Source organism: uncultured Sphingomonas sp. (assembly GCF_964244235.1).
Taxonomy (GTDB): domain Bacteria; phylum Pseudomonadota; class Alphaproteobacteria; order Sphingomonadales; family Sphingomonadaceae; genus Sphingomonas.
In genome coordinates, this window is the sequence record NZ_CAXTII010000055.1 from 1 (window position 1) to 18,844 (window position 18,844).

21 protein-coding genes and 1 tRNA gene are annotated in these 18,844 nt (G+C 64.9%); 21 read left to right on the forward strand and 1 reads right to left on the reverse strand.

Annotation, left to right across the window (positions count from 1 at the left end; translation table 11 throughout):
• Positions 1 to 128: 128 nt before the first annotated feature.
• From pyrH to ACFE7D_RS10070, 13 genes are all read left to right on the forward strand, one after another.
• Positions 129 to 869 carry a UMP kinase gene (pyrH, locus tag ACFE7D_RS10010; protein WP_375395277.1) on the forward strand — a complete coding sequence of 247 codons (741 nt, stop codon included), beginning with the start codon at positions 129 to 131 and terminating at the stop codon, positions 867 to 869.
• Positions 856 to 1,413, forward strand: a complete 558-nt coding sequence (gene frr, locus ACFE7D_RS10015; protein ID WP_174285884.1) for a ribosome recycling factor — start codon at positions 856 to 858, stop codon at positions 1,411 to 1,413. The genes pyrH and frr overlap by 14 nt, the downstream gene beginning before the upstream one ends.
• Positions 1,414 to 1,606: 193 nt before the next feature.
• Positions 1,607 to 2,344: an isoprenyl transferase gene (locus ACFE7D_RS10020; protein ID WP_375395278.1), complete on the forward strand. Its 738-nt coding sequence runs from the start codon at positions 1,607 to 1,609 to the stop codon at positions 2,342 to 2,344.
• A 26-nt stretch (positions 2,345 to 2,370) separates the two neighbouring features.
• Positions 2,371 to 3,150: a phosphatidate cytidylyltransferase gene (locus tag ACFE7D_RS10025; protein ID WP_375395294.1), complete on the forward strand. Its 780-nt coding sequence runs from the start codon at positions 2,371 to 2,373 to the stop codon at positions 3,148 to 3,150.
• Positions 3,147 to 4,304, forward strand: coding sequence for a 1-deoxy-D-xylulose-5-phosphate reductoisomerase (locus ACFE7D_RS10030; protein WP_375395279.1), 1,158 nt, complete (start codon positions 3,147 to 3,149; stop codon positions 4,302 to 4,304). Before ACFE7D_RS10025 ends, ACFE7D_RS10030 begins: the two co-directional genes overlap by 4 nt.
• Complete coding sequence (locus tag ACFE7D_RS10035) at positions 4,301 to 5,440, forward strand: RIP metalloprotease (protein ID WP_375395280.1); 1,140 nt, start codon at positions 4,301 to 4,303, stop codon at positions 5,438 to 5,440. Before ACFE7D_RS10030 ends, ACFE7D_RS10035 begins: the two co-directional genes overlap by 4 nt.
• A gap of 131 nt (positions 5,441 to 5,571) precedes the next feature.
• Positions 5,572 to 8,250: an outer membrane protein assembly factor BamA gene (gene bamA / locus ACFE7D_RS10040; RefSeq protein WP_375395295.1), complete on the forward strand. Its 2,679-nt coding sequence runs from the start codon at positions 5,572 to 5,574 to the stop codon at positions 8,248 to 8,250.
• On the forward strand, positions 8,250 to 8,879 hold the full coding sequence (locus ACFE7D_RS10045) for an OmpH family outer membrane protein (RefSeq protein WP_375395281.1): 630 nt from the start codon (positions 8,250 to 8,252) through the stop codon (positions 8,877 to 8,879). The genes bamA and ACFE7D_RS10045 overlap by 1 nt, the downstream gene beginning before the upstream one ends.
• A gap of 10 nt (positions 8,880 to 8,889) precedes the next feature.
• Entirely contained in the window at positions 8,890 to 9,387 is a 498-nt protein-coding gene (gene fabZ / locus ACFE7D_RS10050; protein ID WP_375395282.1) for a 3-hydroxyacyl-ACP dehydratase FabZ, read from the forward strand.
• 107 nt (positions 9,388 to 9,494) lie between these two features.
• The gene (gene rpmE / locus ACFE7D_RS10055) at positions 9,495 to 9,725 is read left to right on the forward strand and encodes a 50S ribosomal protein L31 (RefSeq protein WP_174285889.1); all 231 of its coding nucleotides are present in this window, start codon (positions 9,495 to 9,497) and stop codon (positions 9,723 to 9,725) included.
• An 82-nt stretch (positions 9,726 to 9,807) separates the two neighbouring features.
• Positions 9,808 to 10,128 carry a PilZ domain-containing protein gene (locus tag ACFE7D_RS10060; RefSeq protein WP_375395283.1) on the forward strand — a complete coding sequence of 107 codons (321 nt, stop codon included), beginning with the start codon at positions 9,808 to 9,810 and terminating at the stop codon, positions 10,126 to 10,128.
• Positions 10,129 to 10,385: 257 nt separating this feature from the next.
• Positions 10,386 to 10,709, forward strand: coding sequence for a hypothetical protein (locus tag ACFE7D_RS10065; RefSeq protein ID WP_375395284.1), 324 nt, complete (start codon positions 10,386 to 10,388; stop codon positions 10,707 to 10,709).
• A complete protein-coding gene (locus ACFE7D_RS10070) occupies positions 10,706 to 11,278 on the forward strand; it encodes a hypothetical protein (protein ID WP_375395285.1) in 573 nt (190 codons plus the stop codon). Before ACFE7D_RS10065 ends, ACFE7D_RS10070 begins: the two co-directional genes overlap by 4 nt.
• A 95-nt stretch (positions 11,279 to 11,373) precedes the next feature.
• On the opposite strand, the gene ACFE7D_RS10075 is transcribed toward ACFE7D_RS10070, so the two are convergent.
• Positions 11,374 to 11,460 (reverse strand) — tRNA-Ser (locus ACFE7D_RS10075).
• 95 nt (positions 11,461 to 11,555) lie between these two features.
• Here ACFE7D_RS10075 and ACFE7D_RS10080 point away from each other — a divergent pair.
• From ACFE7D_RS10080 to ACFE7D_RS10115, 8 genes are all read left to right on the forward strand, one after another.
• Positions 11,556 to 12,596: a lytic transglycosylase domain-containing protein gene (locus tag ACFE7D_RS10080; RefSeq protein ID WP_375395286.1), complete on the forward strand. Its 1,041-nt coding sequence runs from the start codon at positions 11,556 to 11,558 to the stop codon at positions 12,594 to 12,596.
• Entirely contained in the window at positions 12,586 to 13,269 is a 684-nt protein-coding gene (locus ACFE7D_RS10085) for a septal ring lytic transglycosylase RlpA family protein (protein WP_375395287.1), read from the forward strand. The genes ACFE7D_RS10080 and ACFE7D_RS10085 overlap by 11 nt, the downstream gene beginning before the upstream one ends.
• Before the next feature lie 36 nt (positions 13,270 to 13,305).
• Positions 13,306 to 14,475, forward strand: coding sequence for a D-alanyl-D-alanine carboxypeptidase family protein (locus ACFE7D_RS10090; RefSeq protein WP_375395288.1), 1,170 nt, complete (start codon positions 13,306 to 13,308; stop codon positions 14,473 to 14,475).
• A 2-nt stretch (positions 14,476 to 14,477) separates the two neighbouring features.
• Positions 14,478 to 15,467, forward strand: a complete 990-nt coding sequence (locus ACFE7D_RS10095) for a DNA polymerase III subunit delta' (RefSeq protein ID WP_375395289.1) — start codon at positions 14,478 to 14,480, stop codon at positions 15,465 to 15,467.
• Positions 15,468 to 15,476: 9 nt separating this feature from the next.
• Complete coding sequence (metG, locus tag ACFE7D_RS10100; protein ID WP_375395290.1) at positions 15,477 to 17,021, forward strand: methionine--tRNA ligase; 1,545 nt, start codon at positions 15,477 to 15,479, stop codon at positions 17,019 to 17,021.
• The gene (locus tag ACFE7D_RS10105; RefSeq protein WP_375395291.1) at positions 17,021 to 17,797 is read left to right on the forward strand and encodes a TatD family hydrolase; all 777 of its coding nucleotides are present in this window, start codon (positions 17,021 to 17,023) and stop codon (positions 17,795 to 17,797) included. Before metG ends, ACFE7D_RS10105 begins: the two co-directional genes overlap by 1 nt.
• Positions 17,794 to 18,558, forward strand: a complete 765-nt coding sequence (locus ACFE7D_RS10110; RefSeq protein ID WP_375395292.1) for an MBL fold metallo-hydrolase — start codon at positions 17,794 to 17,796, stop codon at positions 18,556 to 18,558. The genes ACFE7D_RS10105 and ACFE7D_RS10110 overlap by 4 nt, the downstream gene beginning before the upstream one ends.
• Positions 18,555 to 18,844: hypothetical protein (locus ACFE7D_RS10115; RefSeq protein ID WP_375395293.1), on the forward strand; the 290-nt coding region annotated here is incomplete at its 3' end. The genes ACFE7D_RS10110 and ACFE7D_RS10115, both read left to right, overlap by 4 nt.

Consider the following 18,844-nt stretch of genomic DNA (forward strand, 5'->3'; position numbering starts at 1 on the left):
CTTCCTCATCTCCCTCTTCAGCCATATGCGATAGCCCTGCCCTTGCAGGGGAGGAATTAGAGTGATTGCCCCTCCGGCTCCCCCCGCCTAAGGTCCCCGTGCTCCGACCCCGAAAGCCCTGAGACCGCATGACGCCCCCGCGCTTCAAACGCATTTTACTGAAATTGTCGGGCGAGGTCCTGATGGGGGACGGAGGCATGGCGATCGATCCGACGGTGACAGCGCGGGTTGCCGGGGAGATCGCCGATGCCAAGGCGGCAGGCTACGAACTGTGCGTCGTCGTCGGCGGCGGTAACATCTTTCGCGGCATGGCGGGCGCAGCGCGCGGGATGGACCGGGCGACCGGCGATTACATGGGCATGCTCGCCACGGTCATGAACGCGCTCGCGGTGCAGAACGCGCTGGAGCAGCAGGGCGTCGAGACTCGCGTCCAGTCGGCGATCCCGATGGCGAGCGTCTGCGAACCCTTCATCCGCCGTCGCGCCGAGCGCCATCTGGAAAAGGGCCGCGTCGTGATTTTCGCCGCCGGTGTCGGCAGCCCGTTCTTCACCACCGACAGCGGCGCGGCATTGCGTGCAGCGGAAATGAAGTGCGACGCGCTGTTCAAGGGCACCAGCGTCGATGGCGTCTACGATGCCGATCCGAAGAAGGATCCGACCGCGCGACGATACGCGACGGTGAGCTATTCGAAGGTGCTGTCCGAAGACCTGAAGGTCATGGACGCCAGCGCCATCGCGCTGTGCCGCGACAATCATATCCCGATCGTCGTCTTCAACATCCGCGATCACGGCAATCTTGCCGCGGTACTGGCGGGTGAAGGCGTCTCGACGATCGTTCAGAACCAGGAGACGATGTATGCCGGCGTATGACAAGGCCGATCTCGAGCGCCGCATGGCAGGTGCGGTAGAGGCGTTGAAGCATGACCTCGGCGGCCTGCGCACGGGCCGCGCCTCGACCGCATTGCTCGATCCGGTGACGGTCGAGGTCTATGGCAGCCATATGCCGCTCAACCAGGTCGCGACCGTATCGGTCCCGGAGCCGCGGATGATCTCCGTTCAGGTGTGGGACAAGGGCAATGTCGGGCCGGTGGAAAAGGCGATCCGCTCGGCTGGGCTGGGACTGAACCCGATCAACGACGGCACGACGCTTCGCCTGCCGATCCCCGACCTGACGGAGGATCGTCGCAAGGAACTGGCAAAGCTCGCCGGGCAATATGCGGAAAAAGCCAGGATCGCGGCGCGCAATGTCCGCCGGGATGGCATGGACGCACTCAAGACCGACGAAAAGAAGGGCGTCTTCAGCGAGGACGAACGCAAGCGCCACGAGATCGAGGTGCAGAAACTGACGGACACCACGATCGCCGATCTGGACGCCGCGGCAACGTCGAAGGAAAAGGAAATTTTGGGGAAGTGATCGTGAGTGCGCCCCTTAACTCCCCTCCCGTTTACGGGAGGGGCCGGGGGTGTGCGCTCGCTTTCCACGAAGACCTGCGCTCGACGATGGCGACCGCCCGCCCCCGGCCCGGTTCCGGGTGGACGACGCCCCGCATCGTCCAGGCGATGCCGGGGGCATCGCCGACCCGGAACTCGCTCGCGGGAGGGGAGAAGTGAGTACCGCTCTTATCCTGACCGCCATACCTGCCACCGCCACTATCCCCCGCCACATCGCGATCATCATGGACGGCAATGGCCGCTGGGCGAAGCAGCGCTTCCTCCCGCGTGTCGCCGGGCACAAGGCGGGCGTCGAGGCGGTGCGGAAGGTGACCCGGGCGGCGCGCGCGCTGGGGGTCGAGGCGCTGACGCTGTATGCCTTCAGTAGCGAGAACTGGCGCCGGCCCGAAGAGGAGATCGGCGACCTGATGGGATTGCTGCGCCTGTTCATCCGCAGCGACCTGGACGAGCTGGTGCGCGAGAATGTCCGGCTGCGGATCATCGGCGACTATCGTCGTTTCGCGCCGGATATCGTCAGTCTGGTCGACGATGCGGTGGCGCGGACCGCGTCGAACACCGGTCCGCTACTCGCGATCGCGCTGAATTACGGTGCGCAGGCCGAACTGGCGGCGATCGCACGGCGGCTGGCGGAACAAGCGCTGGCGGGGGAGATCGATCCGGCGGCGATCGACGCCGACATGATCGAGCAGGCGCTCGATACCGCGGCACTGCCACCGCTCGACCTCATGATCCGGACTTCGGGCGAACAGCGCCTGTCCAATTTCCTGCTGTGGCAGGCGGCATATGCCGAACTGCTGTTCGTCGATACGCTGTGGCCCGATTTCGATGCGGCGGCGCTGGCGGCGGCAGTTGCGGCGTTCGGGCAGCGGCAGCGCCGCTATGGTGGCCTGTGAGCGACATCCCCGCCACCCAGCCGCGCATGTCCGAACTGACGCTGCGGATCCTGACGGGTCTTGCACTGATCTTGGTTGCGACGATTGCGTTGGTCATGGGCGGTTTCGTCTTCTGGCTGCTGGCGGTCGTCGCAGGGCTGTTCATGATGGCGGAATGGGCCGATCTGCACGGCATCGCCGCGAGGCAGAAACGGTTGGCGCAATATAGCCTGTTCGTTCCGTTGGCGCTGATGGCGCCCCCGCCCGGGGCGGGGCCGTATTTCCTGACATTGGGCCTGCTGATCGGGGCGGCGTTCTTCATCGCGATCGTGTCGGGCAAGCGCATGCTGGCGCTGGGGACGATCTATGTCGGGCTGCCGATCCTGTCGCTGCTATTGATCCGCCATCAGAAGGAGGGCATCGTCTTCACGCTTTGGGCGCTGGCGCTGGTCTGGGCGACCGATATCGGCGCATACGCCGCGGGGCGTGTGATCGGCGGCCCGAAGATCTGGCCGCGGCTCAGTCCCAAAAAGACCTGGGCGGGGCTGGCAGGCGGGATCGTCTTCGCGTCGCTGTTCGCCGCGTTCCTGCACCGCGCGTACGGCCTGCCGCTGCGCCTGACGCTCGCCACCCCCGTCCTCGCCGTCGTGGCGCAGGCGGGCGACTTCTACGAAAGCTGGCTGAAGCGCCGCGCGGGGGTAAAGGATTCGGGCAACATCCTGCCCGGGCATGGCGGCGTGATGGATCGGCTCGACGGGCTGGTGCCGGTCGCGCCGATCGCCGCGTTCCTGGTCGTGCTGCCGACCATCCGTACCTGGCTACCATGAAGACGGTCACCATCCTCGGGGCGACCGGGTCGGTCGGCACCTCGACGCTCGATCTGGTCGAGCGCGAGCCCGATCGGTTCCGTGTCGTCGCGCTGACCGCCAATTGCGACGTCGACCGATTGGCGGGGGCAGCGATCCGTACGCGGGCCCGGATCGCCGCCGTCGCGGACGAGAAATGCCTGCCTGCGCTTCGCGATGCGCTCGCGGGGACGGACATACGCGCGGTCGGCGGCGCATCCGGGATCGACGAGGCCGCGCGCAGTGGTGCCGATTGGACGATGGCGGCGATCGTCGGTTGTGCAGGGCTGGAACCCGTCATGGCGGCGATCGAAGGCGGCGGTACCGTCGTGCTGGCGAACAAGGAGCCGCTGGTGTCCGCCGGACGCGTGATCCTCGACGCCGCCAAGCGTCACGGTGCAACGCTGCTACCCGCGGACAGCGAGCACAATGCGGTCTTCCAGTGTTTCGACTTTGCGCGCCCCGACCGCGTCCGCCGGATCGTGCTGACGGCGAGCGGCGGCCCGTTCCGTGATTTCACACGGGAACAGATGGCGCATGTGACGGTGGCGGAAGCGGTCGCGCATCCCAATTGGTCGATGGGCGCGAAGATATCGGTCGATTCGGCGTCGATGATGAACAAGGGCCTCGAACTCATCGAGGCGGCGCGTCTGTTCCCGGTGCCGCATGAGCGTATCGAGATCGTCGTCCACCGCCAGTCGGTCATCCACAGCATGGTCGATTATATCGACGGATCGATGCTCGCGCAGCTCGGCCAGTCCGACATGCGCGTGCCGATCGCGCATACGCTCGCCTGGCCCGACCGGATGGCGACGCCGATGGCACCGCTCGACCTGGCCGCGATCGGCCGGCTGGACTTCGAGGCCATCGATCCCGTGCGCTTCCCCGCGATCCGACTGGCGCGCGAGGCTCTGGATGCGGAGGGCGCACGGCCGGCGATCCTCAACGCCGCCAACGAGATCGCGGTCGCGGCGTTCCTCGGCGGACGCATCCGGTTCCTCGAAATCGCCGCAATCGTCGAGGATACGCTGGAACGCTACGATCCACCGCCTGCGGATACGCTGGAGGCGGTGATCGCGGTGGATGCGGAGGCGCGCCAGGTCGCCGGCGCGCGCGTGAAGGATAAGGCCGCTTGATCCATTCCCCCGGTGTACTGCTGACCATCCTGGCCTTCGCGCTGGTCGTCGGCCCGCTCGTGTTCGTCCACGAACTCGGCCATTATTTCGCCGGGCGGATGTTCGGGATCAAGGCGGACGCCTTCTCGATCGGGTTCGGTCGGCAGATCGCGGGTTTCACCGACCGGCGCGGGACGCGTTGGCAGATCGGTTGGCTGCCGCTCGGCGGCTATGTCCGGTTCGCAGGCGACATGAACCCCGCCGGCGTGCCGAGCGCGGAATGGCTCGCATTGCCGTCAGCGGAGCGCAACCGCACCTTCCAGGCGAAACCGGTCTGGCAGCGCGCGATCGTCGTCGCGGCGGGGCCGATCGTCAATTTCACCGTGGCGATCCTGATCCTCGCCGGCTTCGCGATCGCATACGGCGATGTCCGCATGGCCCCCGTCGTCCACGCGACCGTCCCGGGCGGCGCAGCAGCGCGGGCAGGGCTGCTGCCGGGCGACCGGATCGTGTCGATCGGTGGTCGATCGATCGGAACGTTCGACGACATCGCCCGCTATGTCGCGATCCGCGCGGGCGACGTGGTGACGATCGACCTGATCCGCGCCGGCGCACCCTCGGCGGTAACCGCGACGATCGGCGTGGATGTCGAACGCGACCGGTTCGGCAACGAAGCGCGGATCGGGCGGCTGGGGATCGAGGGCGGGGTGCCCGTGGCCACGCCGGTCGGCGTGTTCGAGGCGCCGGGCGTCGCGATCCGCCGGGTAGGCGATATCGTGTCGGTGACGGTCGAGACGCTTGGCCAGGTCATCGGTGGACGCCGGTCGGTGAAGGAACTGGGCGGCCCGGTGAAGATAGCGCAGGTCTCGGGCCAGCAACTCGCGCTCGGTCCCGATGCGCTGGTTTTCCTCATCGCGCTGGTTTCGATCAATCTGGGGTTCATCAACCTGCTTCCAGTACCGCTATTGGATGGTGGACACCTGCTGTTCTACGCGATCGAGGCGATCCGCCGGCGGCCGCTGGATCCGGCGGTGCAGGAATGGGCGTTCCGTGGCGGGTTGGCGGCGATATTGGCGCTGATGCTGGTGGTGACGTTCAACGATCTGTCCAGCGTCGGGCTGTGGAAGCACGTCGCCGGATTGGTGGGCGCGGGTTGATTGGTTGACGAAGGTGGGGCAGGGCGAACACGGCAGGGGGTCGGCGCGACTTTTCCGGGGTGGGTTTTTCAGTGACAGCTTTTGACGGTTCCAAATTCGCGCGCGCAGGCGCCTTTCTGCTGGCGGGCACGATGCTGTCGGGCGTGCCAGCGCTGGCGCAGACCGCCCCTGCACAGCCGAAGACGGCACCCGCCGCCGCCCCCGCACCGGTAACGCCAGCGCCCGTCCGCACGATCAAGTCGCTGCGCGTCGAGGGCTCTCAGCGGATCGAGCCCGAGACGGTGCTGTCCTATATCAAGCTGCGCGTGGGCCAGCCCTATACCGCGGAGACGCTCGACCAGGCGCTGAAGGACCTCGCGGCAAGCGACCTGTTCGCGGATTACTCGATCTCCGGCGTCGAGAGCGGCGACATCGTCCTGCGCGTGCGCGAGAACCCGATCATCAACCGCGTCATCCTCGAGGGCAACAAGCGGATCAAGGAAGACAAGATCAAGAAGGAGATCAAGCTCGCGCCGCGGCAGATCTTCACGCGCTCCGCGGTCCGCGCCGACGTCGCGCGCATCGTCGAACTGTACCGCCGCCAGGGACGCTTCGCCGCGACGGTCGATCCCAAGATGGTCAGTCTGGACCAGAACCGCGTCGACATCGTGTTCGAGGTCAACGAAGGGCCCAAGTCCAAGGTCCAGCAGATCAACATCCTGGGCAACCAGGTTTTTTCCGACGACAAGTTGCGCGCGCAGATGGCGACCAAGCAATCGCGCTGGTTCCGCCTGTTGTCGTCGAACACGTCCTACGATCAGGACCGGCTGGCGTACGATCAGCAGAAGCTGCGCCAATTCTACCTGACCGAGGGTTATGCCGATTTCCGCGTCACGTCGGCGGTGGCCGAGCTGACCCCGGACAAGAGCAACTTCATCATCACCTACGTCGTCGAAGAGGGACCGCGGTACAAGTTCGGCGACATCACCGTCGACAGCGACATCCGCGATTTCGACAATACCAAGCTCGCGGCATCGCTGGAGCCGAAGAAAGACGATTGGTACAACGCGAAGCTGGTCGAGGACACGGTCGACAAGCTGAGCCAGACTGCGGGCCTGTTCGGCTATGCCTTCACCGATGTGAATCCGGAGTTTGACCGGAACAAGGACACGCTGACGATGGGGATCAATTTCCACATCGCGCAGGCGCAGCGAACCTATGTCGAACGGGTCAACATCACGGGCAACACGCAGACGCAGGACAAGGTGGTCCGCCGCGAAATCCGCCTGGCGGAAGGGGATGCGTTCAACACCTTCCAGGTCAAGCGAAGCCAGGACCGCATCAACTCGCTCGGCTATTTCCAGGACAAGTTCGAGATCAAGAACACGGCCGGCTCCGCGCCCGACCGGGTCGTGCTGAATGCGAACGTCGAGGAAAAGTCGACGGGTGAATTGCAGCTGTCGGCGGGCTATTCGAGCCTCGAACAGTTCATCATCCAGGCGAACATCACGCAGCGCAATTTCCGCGGCAAGGGTCAGGAGCTCCGCCTCGGCGTCAATTACTCCTATTATTCCAAGTCGGTCGAGCTGGGCTTTACCGAACCGTATCTGTTCGACAAGAACATCGCGGTTGGCGGTGATATCTTCCGCCGCGACTATAACGCGTTCAGCTTCGCCGGCGATACGAAGCAGACGACCTACAGCCAGGTATCGACGGGCTTCCAGATCCGCGCGGGTATTCCGCTCACTGAATTCTGGGCGCTTCAGGCACGCTATGGGTTGTCCTATGATCAGGTCGGACTGGATGCGACATATTTCAACCCGGATGGTAGTTGTAACGTATTGGTCGCGGGACGCTATCTCTGCGAGGCGCTGGGCAACCGCATAACCTCGTCGGTCGGCTACACAATCGCCTATGAGAGCCTGAACAGCCGGCTCCGTCCGACCAAAGGATCGCGCTTTTCGTTCAGCCAGGATTTCGCCGGGCTGGGCGGCGATGTCCGCTATATCAAGACGCGCGCCGAAGGGGCCAAATATTGGGGTCTGTTCGGCAATAGCGGCTTCGTACTGTCGGCAGTCGGCGAGGCGGGTTACATCAAGTCGCTGGAAGGCAATCGCGGGGCAGGCGTGGACAGCGTCCGCATTACCGATAGATTCTATCTGGGCGAGCCGCAGTTCCGCGGCTTCGACATCCGCGGCGTCGGCCCGCGTGTTACCCGGTCACCCTATACGACCGACGCGAACGGCAATCAGGTCGTTCTGACCGGCAAGAACAACATCATCGACGATGCGCTGGGCGGCGATGCCTATTATCTCGGCCGCCTGGAACTCGAACTGCCGCTGGGCGCGGGCGCCAAGGAATTGGGACTGCGGCCGTCGATCTACATCCAGGCCGGTGCGTTGTTCGACGTGAAAGCGCCTATTCTAAATGGTGCCTGCGCGGTGGGGCAGACCACCAACTGCTATCCGACGGGGACGGATGCGAATGGCAATGCCATCTTGCTACCGATTTCTACGCCAATTCTCGATGCAAGCGGGGCCCAGCAGTTCGTGTTCACGGACAACACGGCCGGAACATCGACCGTTGGACCGACCTGCCCAGTCATTCCGGCTGGCTCAACCAACACCTGCGTGACCTATGCGACGGCTCCTTACGGCCCGTATAAGGAGCAGTATCTCGGCAATTCGGCGCGTCCGCGACTGTCGATCGGTATCGGCGTCAACTGGAACTCGCCGTTCGGACCGCTTCGTATCGACCTCGCCAAGGCGCTGCTTACGCAACCTGGCGACGACCCCAAACTCATCACCTTCAACGTAGGAACAAGCTTCTGATGACCTTCAAACATATCCTTCTCGCCGTCGTTTCGCCGGCCGTCCTCGTCGCCAACGCCGCGCAGGCGCAGGCGGTCGCGGTCGCCGACCCGCAGGCCGCGATGGAGAACACCAAGGCGTTCCAGGCGGCTGCCGCGACGATCCGCACGACCTATGCGTCGGCGATCACGCAGCTCCAGACCCGGCAGGCCGCGATCCAGGCCGAACTTCAGCCCCAGGTCACGAAGTTCCAGGCCGACCAGCGCGCCAACGTGCCGCAGGCGACGCTGCAGGCGGAGGCGACCGCGATCCAGACCCGTGAGAACGCTGCCCGTGCGGAACTCGGCGGGATCAGCGCGCCGATCCAGCGCGCCCAGGCCTATGCGCTCGAGCAGATCCAGCCCAAGCTGGCCGATGCGGTGACCGCGGCGATGAAGGCTCGCGGCGTCACTCTGCTGCTGAAGCCCGACGGTGCCTATGTCATCCAGCCCGCGTCGGACCTGACCCCCGCGATCACGACCCAGCTCGACGCAGTCGTGCCGAGCGTGAACGCGACGCCGCCCGCCGGCTATGTACCCGGCCAGGCAGCGGGCGCGCCCGGTGCGGCCCCCGCCGCCGCGCCGACGCGTCGCCAGCCTTCGGGTCGGTGATAGCATCATAGTGACCGACAGGACGGACGGCAGCATTTCCTCCCCGGCGACCGCCGGGGGGGGGCTCGATATCGGGCGGATCATGGCGGCGCTGCCGCATCGTTACCCCATGTTGCTGGTCGATCGCGTCGTCGCCATCGTGCCCGATGTGTCGATCGACGCGATCAAGGCGGTGACGATCAACGAGCCGTTCTTCCACGGCCATTTTCCCGGTCGTCCGATCATGCCCGGTGTGCTGATCGTCGAGGCGCTGGCGCAGGCGGCGGGAATCCTTGCGGTGCAATCGCTCGGGCTCTCCGGGACCGGCAAGCTCGTCTATTTCATGGCGATCGACGGCGCGAAGTTTCGCAAGCCTGTCGAACCCGGCGTGCTGCTCCAGCTGAACGCCATGTTCGTCCAGAAACGCGCCAGTGTCTGCAAGTTCGCAGGCGTTGCGAAGATCGATGGGAAAGTCGTTGCGGAAGCGAACTTTACCGCGATGATCGCCGACCCGCCCAAGGCCGCCTGACGGCGTCCGCGTGCGCAACCTTGGCGACTTTTGACTTTCCGGCGCGCGCAGGCTAGCGCGCGCCTTCCTTCTGGCTGGTCGGAACCAGCCGCGCCCGGAGAAGACCCGTGAAAAAAGATACCCATCCCGAATACCACATGATCAAGGTCCAGATGACCGACGGCAGTGTGTTCGAGACTCGCTCCACCTGGGGCAAGGAAGGCGACACGATGACGCTCGACATCGACCCGCTGGCGCATCCCGCCTGGACCGGCGGTCGCGGTTCGATGCTCGACACCGGCGGCCAGGTCGCACGCTTCAACAAGCGTTTCGGCGGTGGGCTCACGCTTCGCAAATAAGCGCCGCTTAACCGATCGTTAGGCAACATACCGGTATTCCTTCTCATGGCGGCTCGACACCGGGCCGTGGTGAAAGGGTCCAATGTTCGCTGCCGAATTCGAAGCGGTCGAAAGCAGGGGTCGGCGTCGGTCGGAACGCGCGCCGGTGGTGCTGAACGCGCGGATCGGCAAGGACGGGTTGGCGCGGACCTTGTGCAAGGTTACGGACATCTCGGTCCACGGGGTCAGGATCCAGACCTATTCCGCGCTTAAGAAAGGCGTGACGATCTGGCTGACCCTGCCCATGATCGGGCTGATCGCGGCGGATGTGATGTGGGCGGACGATTTCCTCGCCGGTTGCCAGTTTCGTACACCGATCGACCAGACCGCCTTCGAAAACCTGCTAGCCAGCCAGGTTAAATAGCCTCTGGCCAGAGAAGGATGGTAGATCCTGAAGCAGCAGGGGCCGACCGAGCCAGGTGGTAACTATCAACTATCCTTTCATCAGTCGGACGACGCGGCTAGATTGGTCAGGCGCCGGGATCAAATTGGCCGTCTTCAATGTTGACGCTTGGTGCGATCCAAGTTTACGTTGCTGACGGCGAGAAAAAAAGGGGGGCGGGTACATAAGGGAACTGTGTTGGCAGCAGCAGCGCTTAGCATGAGCCTGTTGCTTGCCGGTTGTGGTGGAGGCGATGCATCGACAGCAGGCCAAACAATCGTTTCGACACCCCCGCCGACGCCTTCGCCGACACCCGCGCCAACTCCCACACCAACCCGGTCGCCTCCGTCGGCTTCACTACGACGAGCACAGGCACTCCGCTCACCGGCACGATCGCCGATCCCGACGGCAAAGGCACGATCGCCAGTCTCGTGATCGATGGCGACGAGACGATCGCGGTCTCCGGCGGGGCCACCTATGGGCCAACCAATTCGAACACCAGTTTCTTCACGACCACCCGGACTTATACCGCGGCCCCAAGTGATGCCCGGTTGTACCAGTGAAGACCTGGCAAGACAGTCCCGCCAGGCAGGCAGGGTCGAAGCTTAACTTCTATGGTGTCGAGAAAGGCGTCCATGCAGCCGGACAGGCCGCCAATAACGATCCGATTACCGGCGCTTATCTGATCGAGATCAGGCGGAACCTTGCCTTGGCTGGCGACGATTTCAGCACCTATGGTACGATCGGGGACGCCGCATCGTCGCTGCCGGCCACAGGTGTCGTCATCTATCGTGGCGAGTCGATCGGCTACAGCAACCCTGCACCAGGCAACGGTCCGCCAGTCGCCAACGCGTTCATCGGCAGCGTCACGATCACGATCGACTATTCCAAGACCATCGGTGCAGTCACTGGCCATATCGATTATTCCCGGTTCGACCCCGTTGACGGCTCGCCCCCTTTCACGATCGACTTCGTTGCCGATGCGATTACGACCGGCCAGATCGACTGCAACACGTTAACGCTGACCGGACTGAGCCAGAAAGCTGCAACCGGCATTTTCCGGGGACAACTCTACGGTCCCGCCGCGCCGACAATCGGTGGTGCCTTTTTTCGGTCATCGTCAATGGCGTGATGGTGAGCGGCGCACTTCTTGCGGGGCAATAAGTCTTGCGGGGCAATAAGAACCGCAGATGAGGGATCTCTGGAATATCGGAATCCTACATCCGGCGGAGAGAGTGGGATTCGAACCCACGGTGAGCGTGAACCCACGGCGGTTTTCAAGACCGCTGCCTTAAACCACTCGGCCATCTCTCCGCATCCCGCCCCCGATAGGTCGGTCGCGCCCGTTTGTGCAAGGGGTGCGACGATACGAGGTTCCGGCCGGTGTTCGGCTGTGTCACTATCCATCGATGGGCAGGGGGCAAATTCTTGCGCGGACAACGCGCTTCGCGGCTTGCGCGATATTGGCGCTGCTTGGCGGTGCGGCGAGCGCGCAACCCGATTCGGGTTTCCAGTCATATCTCGGCCAGCTGCGTTCGCAGGCGCTTGCCGCCGGTGTAAGGCGCGGTACGATCGATGCCGCGCTACCCGGGCTGACGATCAACCCCCGCGTGATCGAACTCGACCGGCAGCAACCCGGCAGCGACGTTGCCGGCCCGGTGGCGATGTTCGCGCCCTACCGTATCCAGCACATAGATGCGCAGCGGATCGCGCGCGGTCAGCGGGTCTACCAGGCGCAGCGCGGCCGGGTCGCGTCGATCGAGCGACGAACCGGCGTGCCGGAATCGATCATGGTCGCGATTTGGGGAAACGAGACCAATTACGGTGCCTATACCGGCAATTTCGACCTGCTGCGCAGTCTCGCGACGCTTGCCTATGAGGGGCGACGTCGCGAATTGTTCGCCGGTGAATTCGTCGATGCGCTTAAGATGCTCGATCGCGGCGTGCCGCGCGAGCAGCTGAAGGGAAGCTGGGCGGGTGCGACGGGCAATCCGCAATTCCTGCCGTCGGCGTATCTCCGCCTGGCGCGCGACGGCGACGGCGACGGCCGCGTAGATATCTGGAACAGCGATGCGGATACGCTGGCGTCGATCGGCAATTATTTCGTCGATGCCGGATGGCGCCCCGGTCAGCCCTGGGGGATCGCAGTCGATGTACCCGCCGGCTTCGACCGAAGCCATAACACGAACCGCCTGATGTCGCCGCGCTGCCCGCGGGTCTTCGCCAGGCACAGCGGCTGGCGGACGATGGCGGAGTGGCGCTCGCTCGGTATCGCACCCCGCTCCGGCAATTGGCCGGGCGACTCCATCCTGGCGACGCTGCTCGAACCCGACGGTCCCGGTCAGACGGCCTATCTGCTGACGGGAAATTACCGGGTCATCCTCGATTACAACTGCTCGAATTTCTACGCCTTGTCGGTCGGGCTGCTTGCCGATGCCGTTGCGCGTTAGGGCCCTTGTCCACACCGTAGCAGCGGCGTTGCTGCTGGTGGCGTGCAGCGGACGGGGGCACGGTGCGGCGATCCCGCTTGCATCCTTCGGCGCGTATCAGGCGAGCGGTCTCGCCAGCTGGTATGGCGAGGAAGCCGCAGGACATCGCACGGCGTCGGGCGACTTCTTCGATCCGAAGGGGATAACCGCGGCGCATCGCAGTCTGCCACTCGGGTCGTTGGCGGAGGTGACATCGGTTGACACCGGCCGATCGATCGTCGTGCGTATCAACGATCGCGGACCGGGACGCCGCGACCGGATCATCGACCTGTCGCGCGGGGCGGCGCAGGCGCTCGGTACCGATCGGCTCCCGGTCGCGTCAGTCCGCGTCCGCGCGCTTGCACCCGGATCCCGCGTCGGCCTCGTTGCGACCGACGCCGCTTTCGCCCCGACCCCCGTGCATTCGGCGGTGCCCCCCTCGGCAAACGGTCGCTATATCGTTCAGATCGCCAGCTTCTCGAACCGCGTCCGCGCGCAGGCGCTGGCCGATGCGTTATCCGCGCAGGTGTTGCCCACCGGCAATTTATGGCGCGTGCGGCTCGGCCCGATCCAGGGTGCTACGGCCGCGCAAGAGGCGCGTGACGCCATGGCGGCGCGCGGCTATGGCGATGCGCATATCCTGCCCGCGGACTGAAACCTGCACCATCCTCGCCATTACGGACCTCCTGTCATGACACGACCGATCGCCGCCTACCTCACCCCCGTTGCGCTGGTCGCGCTGGCGATGCCGTCGGTTGCCGCCGCGCCGCAGTTCGAAACGCCCGCGCCGATCGCCTTCATGAAGGATCTGTCGTCCGGCGCCGTGCTGTTCGCGCGCGACGCCGACAAGCGGATGCCCCCGGCGTCGCTGGCGAAGATGATGACCGTTTACGTCGCGTTCGACATGGTGAGGAAGGGCGAGTTGAAGCTCAACCAGAAATTCCCGGTCCGGCCGGAGACTTGGCAGCGCTGGCACGGCCCTGCCGCGGGATCGACGATGTTCCTGTCGGTGAACGAACAGGTCAGCGTCGCCGACCTGCTGTCCGGTATCATCACGCTGTCGGGGAACGACGCCTGCGTCGTGCTGGCGGAGGGCATTTCGGGCACCGAGGCGGCGTTCGTCGATCGGATGAACGAGACCGCGGCGTCGATCGGTTTGAAGAACAGCCATTTCGGTACGTCGAACGGCTGGCCCGACAACGGCGTGACCTACGTCACCGCGCGCGATCTCGCGACGCTGGCCACGGCGACGATCCAGAACCACCCGCAGCTCTACAAGACCTTCTATTCGAAGCCCAACTTCACCTGGGGTAAGACGATGGGCGGCAACGCCATTACCCAGGACAACCGCGATCCGCTGCTGGGCCGCGTGGCCGGGGCGGACGGGTTGAAGACCGGGCATACCGAAGAGGCCGGGTTCGGCTTCACCGGCTCCGCGCAGCAGGGCAATCGCCGGATCGTGATGGTGCTCGCCGGGTTGACGAGCTTCAACCAGCGCATCCAGGAATCGGTCAAGTTCATGGATTGGGGCTTCCGCGCCTGGCAGGCGAAGCCGCTGGTGGCGCAGGGCAAGCAGGTCGAAACTGCCGAGGTCCAGATGGGTGACGCCCGCACCGTCGGCCTGGTCGCCGCCAGTCCGCTGACCGTAACCGTCGCGGCGGGCGCGGTGCCCGCCATGCAGGCCAAGGTCGTCTATGATGGCCCGATCAAGGCACCGATCAAGGCGGGCCAGCACATTGCCGACCTCGTCGTCACCTCACCCGACATGCCCGCGCAGACGCTGCCGCTGGTGGCCGCGAAGGATGTCGGCAAGGCCGGCTTCTTCGGGCGGGCATGGAGCGGTCTGACGTCGCTATTCTAGGCGTGGGCGTCGTCGGTAACCGCGCGGCACAGGCTGCGTTCCGCACGGCGTTGTCGGGCGTATCGATGCACCATGCGTGGCTGATCGCGGGGCAGGAAGGCATCGGCAAGGCGAGTTTCGCGAAGGTCGCCGCGATGCGGATGCTTGCCGAAAGCGCCGGAACTCGCGGGCTGGCGGATGGCTTCGACGTGCCCGTCGGCGATCGGACGCGGTCGCTGATCGAGGCCGGGTCGCATCCCGATTTCCGCCTGCTGCGCCGGCTGCCCAAGGATCCGGAAAAGCCCGACCAGGACCTCGCGCGCAGCATAACGATCGCACAGGTCCGGGGCCTCCAGCCGATGTTCGCGACCACGCCGTCGATGGGGGCGGCACGCATCGTCGTGATCGATGCGATCGACGATCTGGAACGGGCGGGCGCCAACGCGCTCCTCAAGAACCTGGAGGAACCGCCGGCGGGCACGATCTTCCTCCTCGTCAGTCATGCCCCCGGGCGATTGCTGCCGACGATCCGGTCGCGGTGCCGGTTGCTGCGGTTCGAGGCATTGAACGACGACGATGCCGCCAGCGCGATCCGGTCCGCGCGACCCGAGGCGAGCGACGATGAGGTCGCTTCGCTCGTCCGCGCAGGCGACGGGTCGCCGGGGCGGGGGCTCCGTTTCGCTGGCCTGGATATCGCCGGTCTCGACGCGGCGATCGACGCCATCGCGGCGGACGGCGATCCCGACAATGCCCGGCGCGTAAAACTTGCCAAGGCGCTTGGCGGCAAGGCGGCCCAGCCGCGCTACGAAGCGTTCCTCGACCGTGCGCCAACCATCATCGCGCGTCTCGCCCAGTCGCGCCAGGGCGGCGCGCTGGCCCAGGCGATCGACGCCCATGCCCGTGCACGCGACTTGTCGGGCGCGGCGATCGGTCTGTCGCTCGACGCGCAGGCAACGGTGTTCGAGATGGCGGGGATCGTCGCGGGGCTTCACGCCACGGGAGCCTCACGCTAGGGCATCGGCATGGCCGAACCCTATTACATCACGACCGCGATCAGTTACCCCAATGGTCGCCCGCATATCGGCCATGCCTATGAGGCGATCGCCGCCGACGCGATCGCGCGGTTCCAGCGCCAGACCGGGCGCGACGTCCGCTTCCAGACCGGTACCGACGAACATGGTCTGAAAATGGTCCAGGCCGCGCGCGCCGCCGGCACGTCGGTGCGCAATCTCGCGGACGAGATGGCGGGATATTTCAAGGCGATGTGCGACGCGCTCGATATCTCCTATGATCGCTTCATCCGCACTACCGAAGACGCGCACCACGTCGCCAGCCAGGCGCTGTGGACCGCAATGGCGGCGAGCGGCGATCTATATCCGAGCCGCTATGAAGGCTGGTATTCGGTCCGCGACGAGGCATTCTACGATGAGAAGGAATTGACGGGCGAGGGCGACGACCGCCGATCGCCTCAGGGCACACCCGTCGAATGGACCGCGGAGGAAAGCTGGTTTTTCCGTCTGTCCGCCTATCAGCAGCCGCTGCTCGATCTGTTCGCCGCGAACCCCGATTTCATCCGCCCCGAAAGCCGCCGCAACGAGGTGATCCGCTTCGTCGAGGGCGGCCTGTCCGATCTGTCGGTCTCGCGCACGAGCTTCGACTGGGGGGTGAAGGTGCCGGGTGTGGACGGGCATGTCATGTATGTCTGGGTGGATGCGCTGACCAATTATCTGTCGGGGCTCGGCTATCCGGACGAGGGCGCGGACTGGAAATACTGGCCGGCTGATCTGCACCTGATTGGCAAGGACATCGTCCGCTTCCACGCGGTCTATTGGCCCGCCTTCCTGCTGTCCGCCGGCATCGCGCTGCCCAAACAGGTGTTCGGTCACGGCTTCCTGCTCCACCGCGGCGAGAAGATGTCGAAATCGATCGGAAACGTCGTCGATCCGGTGGCACTCGCCGATGCGTTCGGGGTCGACGCGCTGCGTTATTTCCTGCTGCGCGACGTCAGCTTCGGGCAGGACGGCAGCTATTCGGCGGAGGCGATCGTGACGCGGGTGAATGCCGAACTGGCGAACAGTTTCGGCAACTTGGCGCAGCGGACCCTGTCGTTCATCGCGAAGAACCTCGATGGCGCGTTTCCCGAAACCGGCCGCGCCGATCCGGCTGACGGCCTATTGATCGAGGAGGTCGTCGTCGCCTGCGCCGCGTTCAAGGCGGCGTTCGGCGATCTCGCATTGTCGCTGGGGATCGAGGCGTGGATGCGCGGCGTGTTCGCGTGCAACCAGTATATCGACGCGCAGGCGCCATGGGCGCTGCGCAAGACCGATCCGGAGCGGATGCACGCCGTATTGCGGACGCTGGTCCGCGCGATCCGGATGCTGGCTATCGCGATCATCCCCGTCGTGCCGGGCTCCGCGGGCAAGGTGCTCGATCAGATCGGCGCGGCCGAGCGCGACCATGCCGCAATCGATGATGACGGCTGGTACGATCGCGCCGCCGCAACGTTCCGGATAACACCACCGTCGCCGATCTTTCCGCGGCTCGAGCTGCTGGTGGAGGTAGCCTGATGCTCGCCGATAGCCATTGCCACCTGAATTACGAGGGTGTGTTCGAGGAGCAGCCCGCCATCCTCGCCCGGGCCCGCGCCAGCGGCGTTACTGCGATGCTCAACATTTCGACGCGTGAAACCGAATGGGATGCCGTGATCGCCACCGCAGAGCGCGAGCCCGATGTCTGGGCGACGATCGGCATCCATCCGCACGACGCCGACAAGCATCCGGATATCCGCACCGAACGGCTGGTCGCAGCCGCGGCGCATCCTAAGGTCGTCGGCCTGGGCGAAAGCGGTCTCGATTATCACTACGACCATTCGGACCGCGCCAACCAACAGACGAGTTTTCGTGCGCACATCGCGGCGGCGCGTGAAACCGGGCTGCCCATCGTCGTCCATACCCGCGACGCGGAGGACGATACCGCCGCAATCATGGTGGAGGAAATGGGGAAGGGGGCTTATCCCGGCGTCATCCACTGCTTCACGTCCAGCGCGGCGTTCGCCGACAAGGCGTTGGACCTGGGCCTGTACATCTCGATCTCCGGTATCGTGACGTTCAAGAACGCGACCGACCTGCAGGCAACCGCCGCGCGATTACCGGTCGATCGGCTGCTTGTGGAAACCGACGCGCCGTTTCTTGCACCCGTGCCGCACCGAGGAAAGCGGGGCGAACCCGCGTTCGTCGCGGACACGGTGCGCTTCCTTGCCAAGCTGCGCGGCGACGATCCGGCATCGCTGGCCGATCGGACTGCGGCCAATTTTCACACATTGTTCGCCAAGACGAACGCATGAAGGCACGCATTCTCGGGTCAGGAACGTCATCCGGCGTCCCGCGTATAGGTCGCGATTGGGGCGAATGCGATCCGGCCGAACCGCGCAACCGGCGCACGCGCGTCTCGCTGCTAGTCGAACATGCCGGCACACGCATTCTCGTCGATACCAGCCCGGATATGCGTGAGCAGTTGCTGGGGGCTGATGTCGCGTCGGTCGACGCGGTAATCTGGACGCACGATCACGCCGATCATTGCCACGGAATCGACGATCTCCGTCAGGTCTATCACGCGATGGGCCATCCGGTCCGCGGGTTGGCCCGGCAGCCGGTGCTGACGGCGATCGGTACGCGCTTCGCCTACGCATTTGCAGGACGCGAGGGCTATCCGGCGACGATACTCGGCGAAGTACTGCCAGATGCGATCACGATCGGATCGATCACGATTCGCGTCGTCGATCAGCCACATGGCAATATCAGTTCCGCGGGCCTGCGGTTTGAGGCCAATGGATACGCCATCGGATACGCCACGGATTTCAGCGACGTAACCGGCGAGATGGCCGCGCTCTATCAAGGGCTCGACGTCTGGATCGTCGATGCGCTTCGACGCCGACCGCATCCGACGCATGCAGATTTACCGACGGTGCTGAGATGGATCGAAATCATCAAGCCCGGTCGATCTGCGTTGATCCACATGGATCACACGATGGACTATGGGACACTCGCCGCCGAACTGCCGGACGGCGTCGAGCCGGGATATGACGGACTGGAATTTACGTTGTGACCGCTAGTCGCGGGGCCGATATCGCCTTTGCCTGCGTGTTGCTGATCCTGCCGCTATCCGCGCTGATCGGGCGTCGCGTGGCGATCGGGCGGACGCTGAAGAGGGCGGCAGCATGGCTGGCGATCTTCGCTGTCGGACTGTTGATCCTCAGCCAGCGCGGCCGCTTCACGGCATTGACTGGATTGCTGAGCGATCAGCATGTCGACAGCTCGACGACACGGATCGCGATGGGCGAAGATGGGGATTTCCACGCCGACGTCGTGGTTGACGGCGTCAAAACCACGAT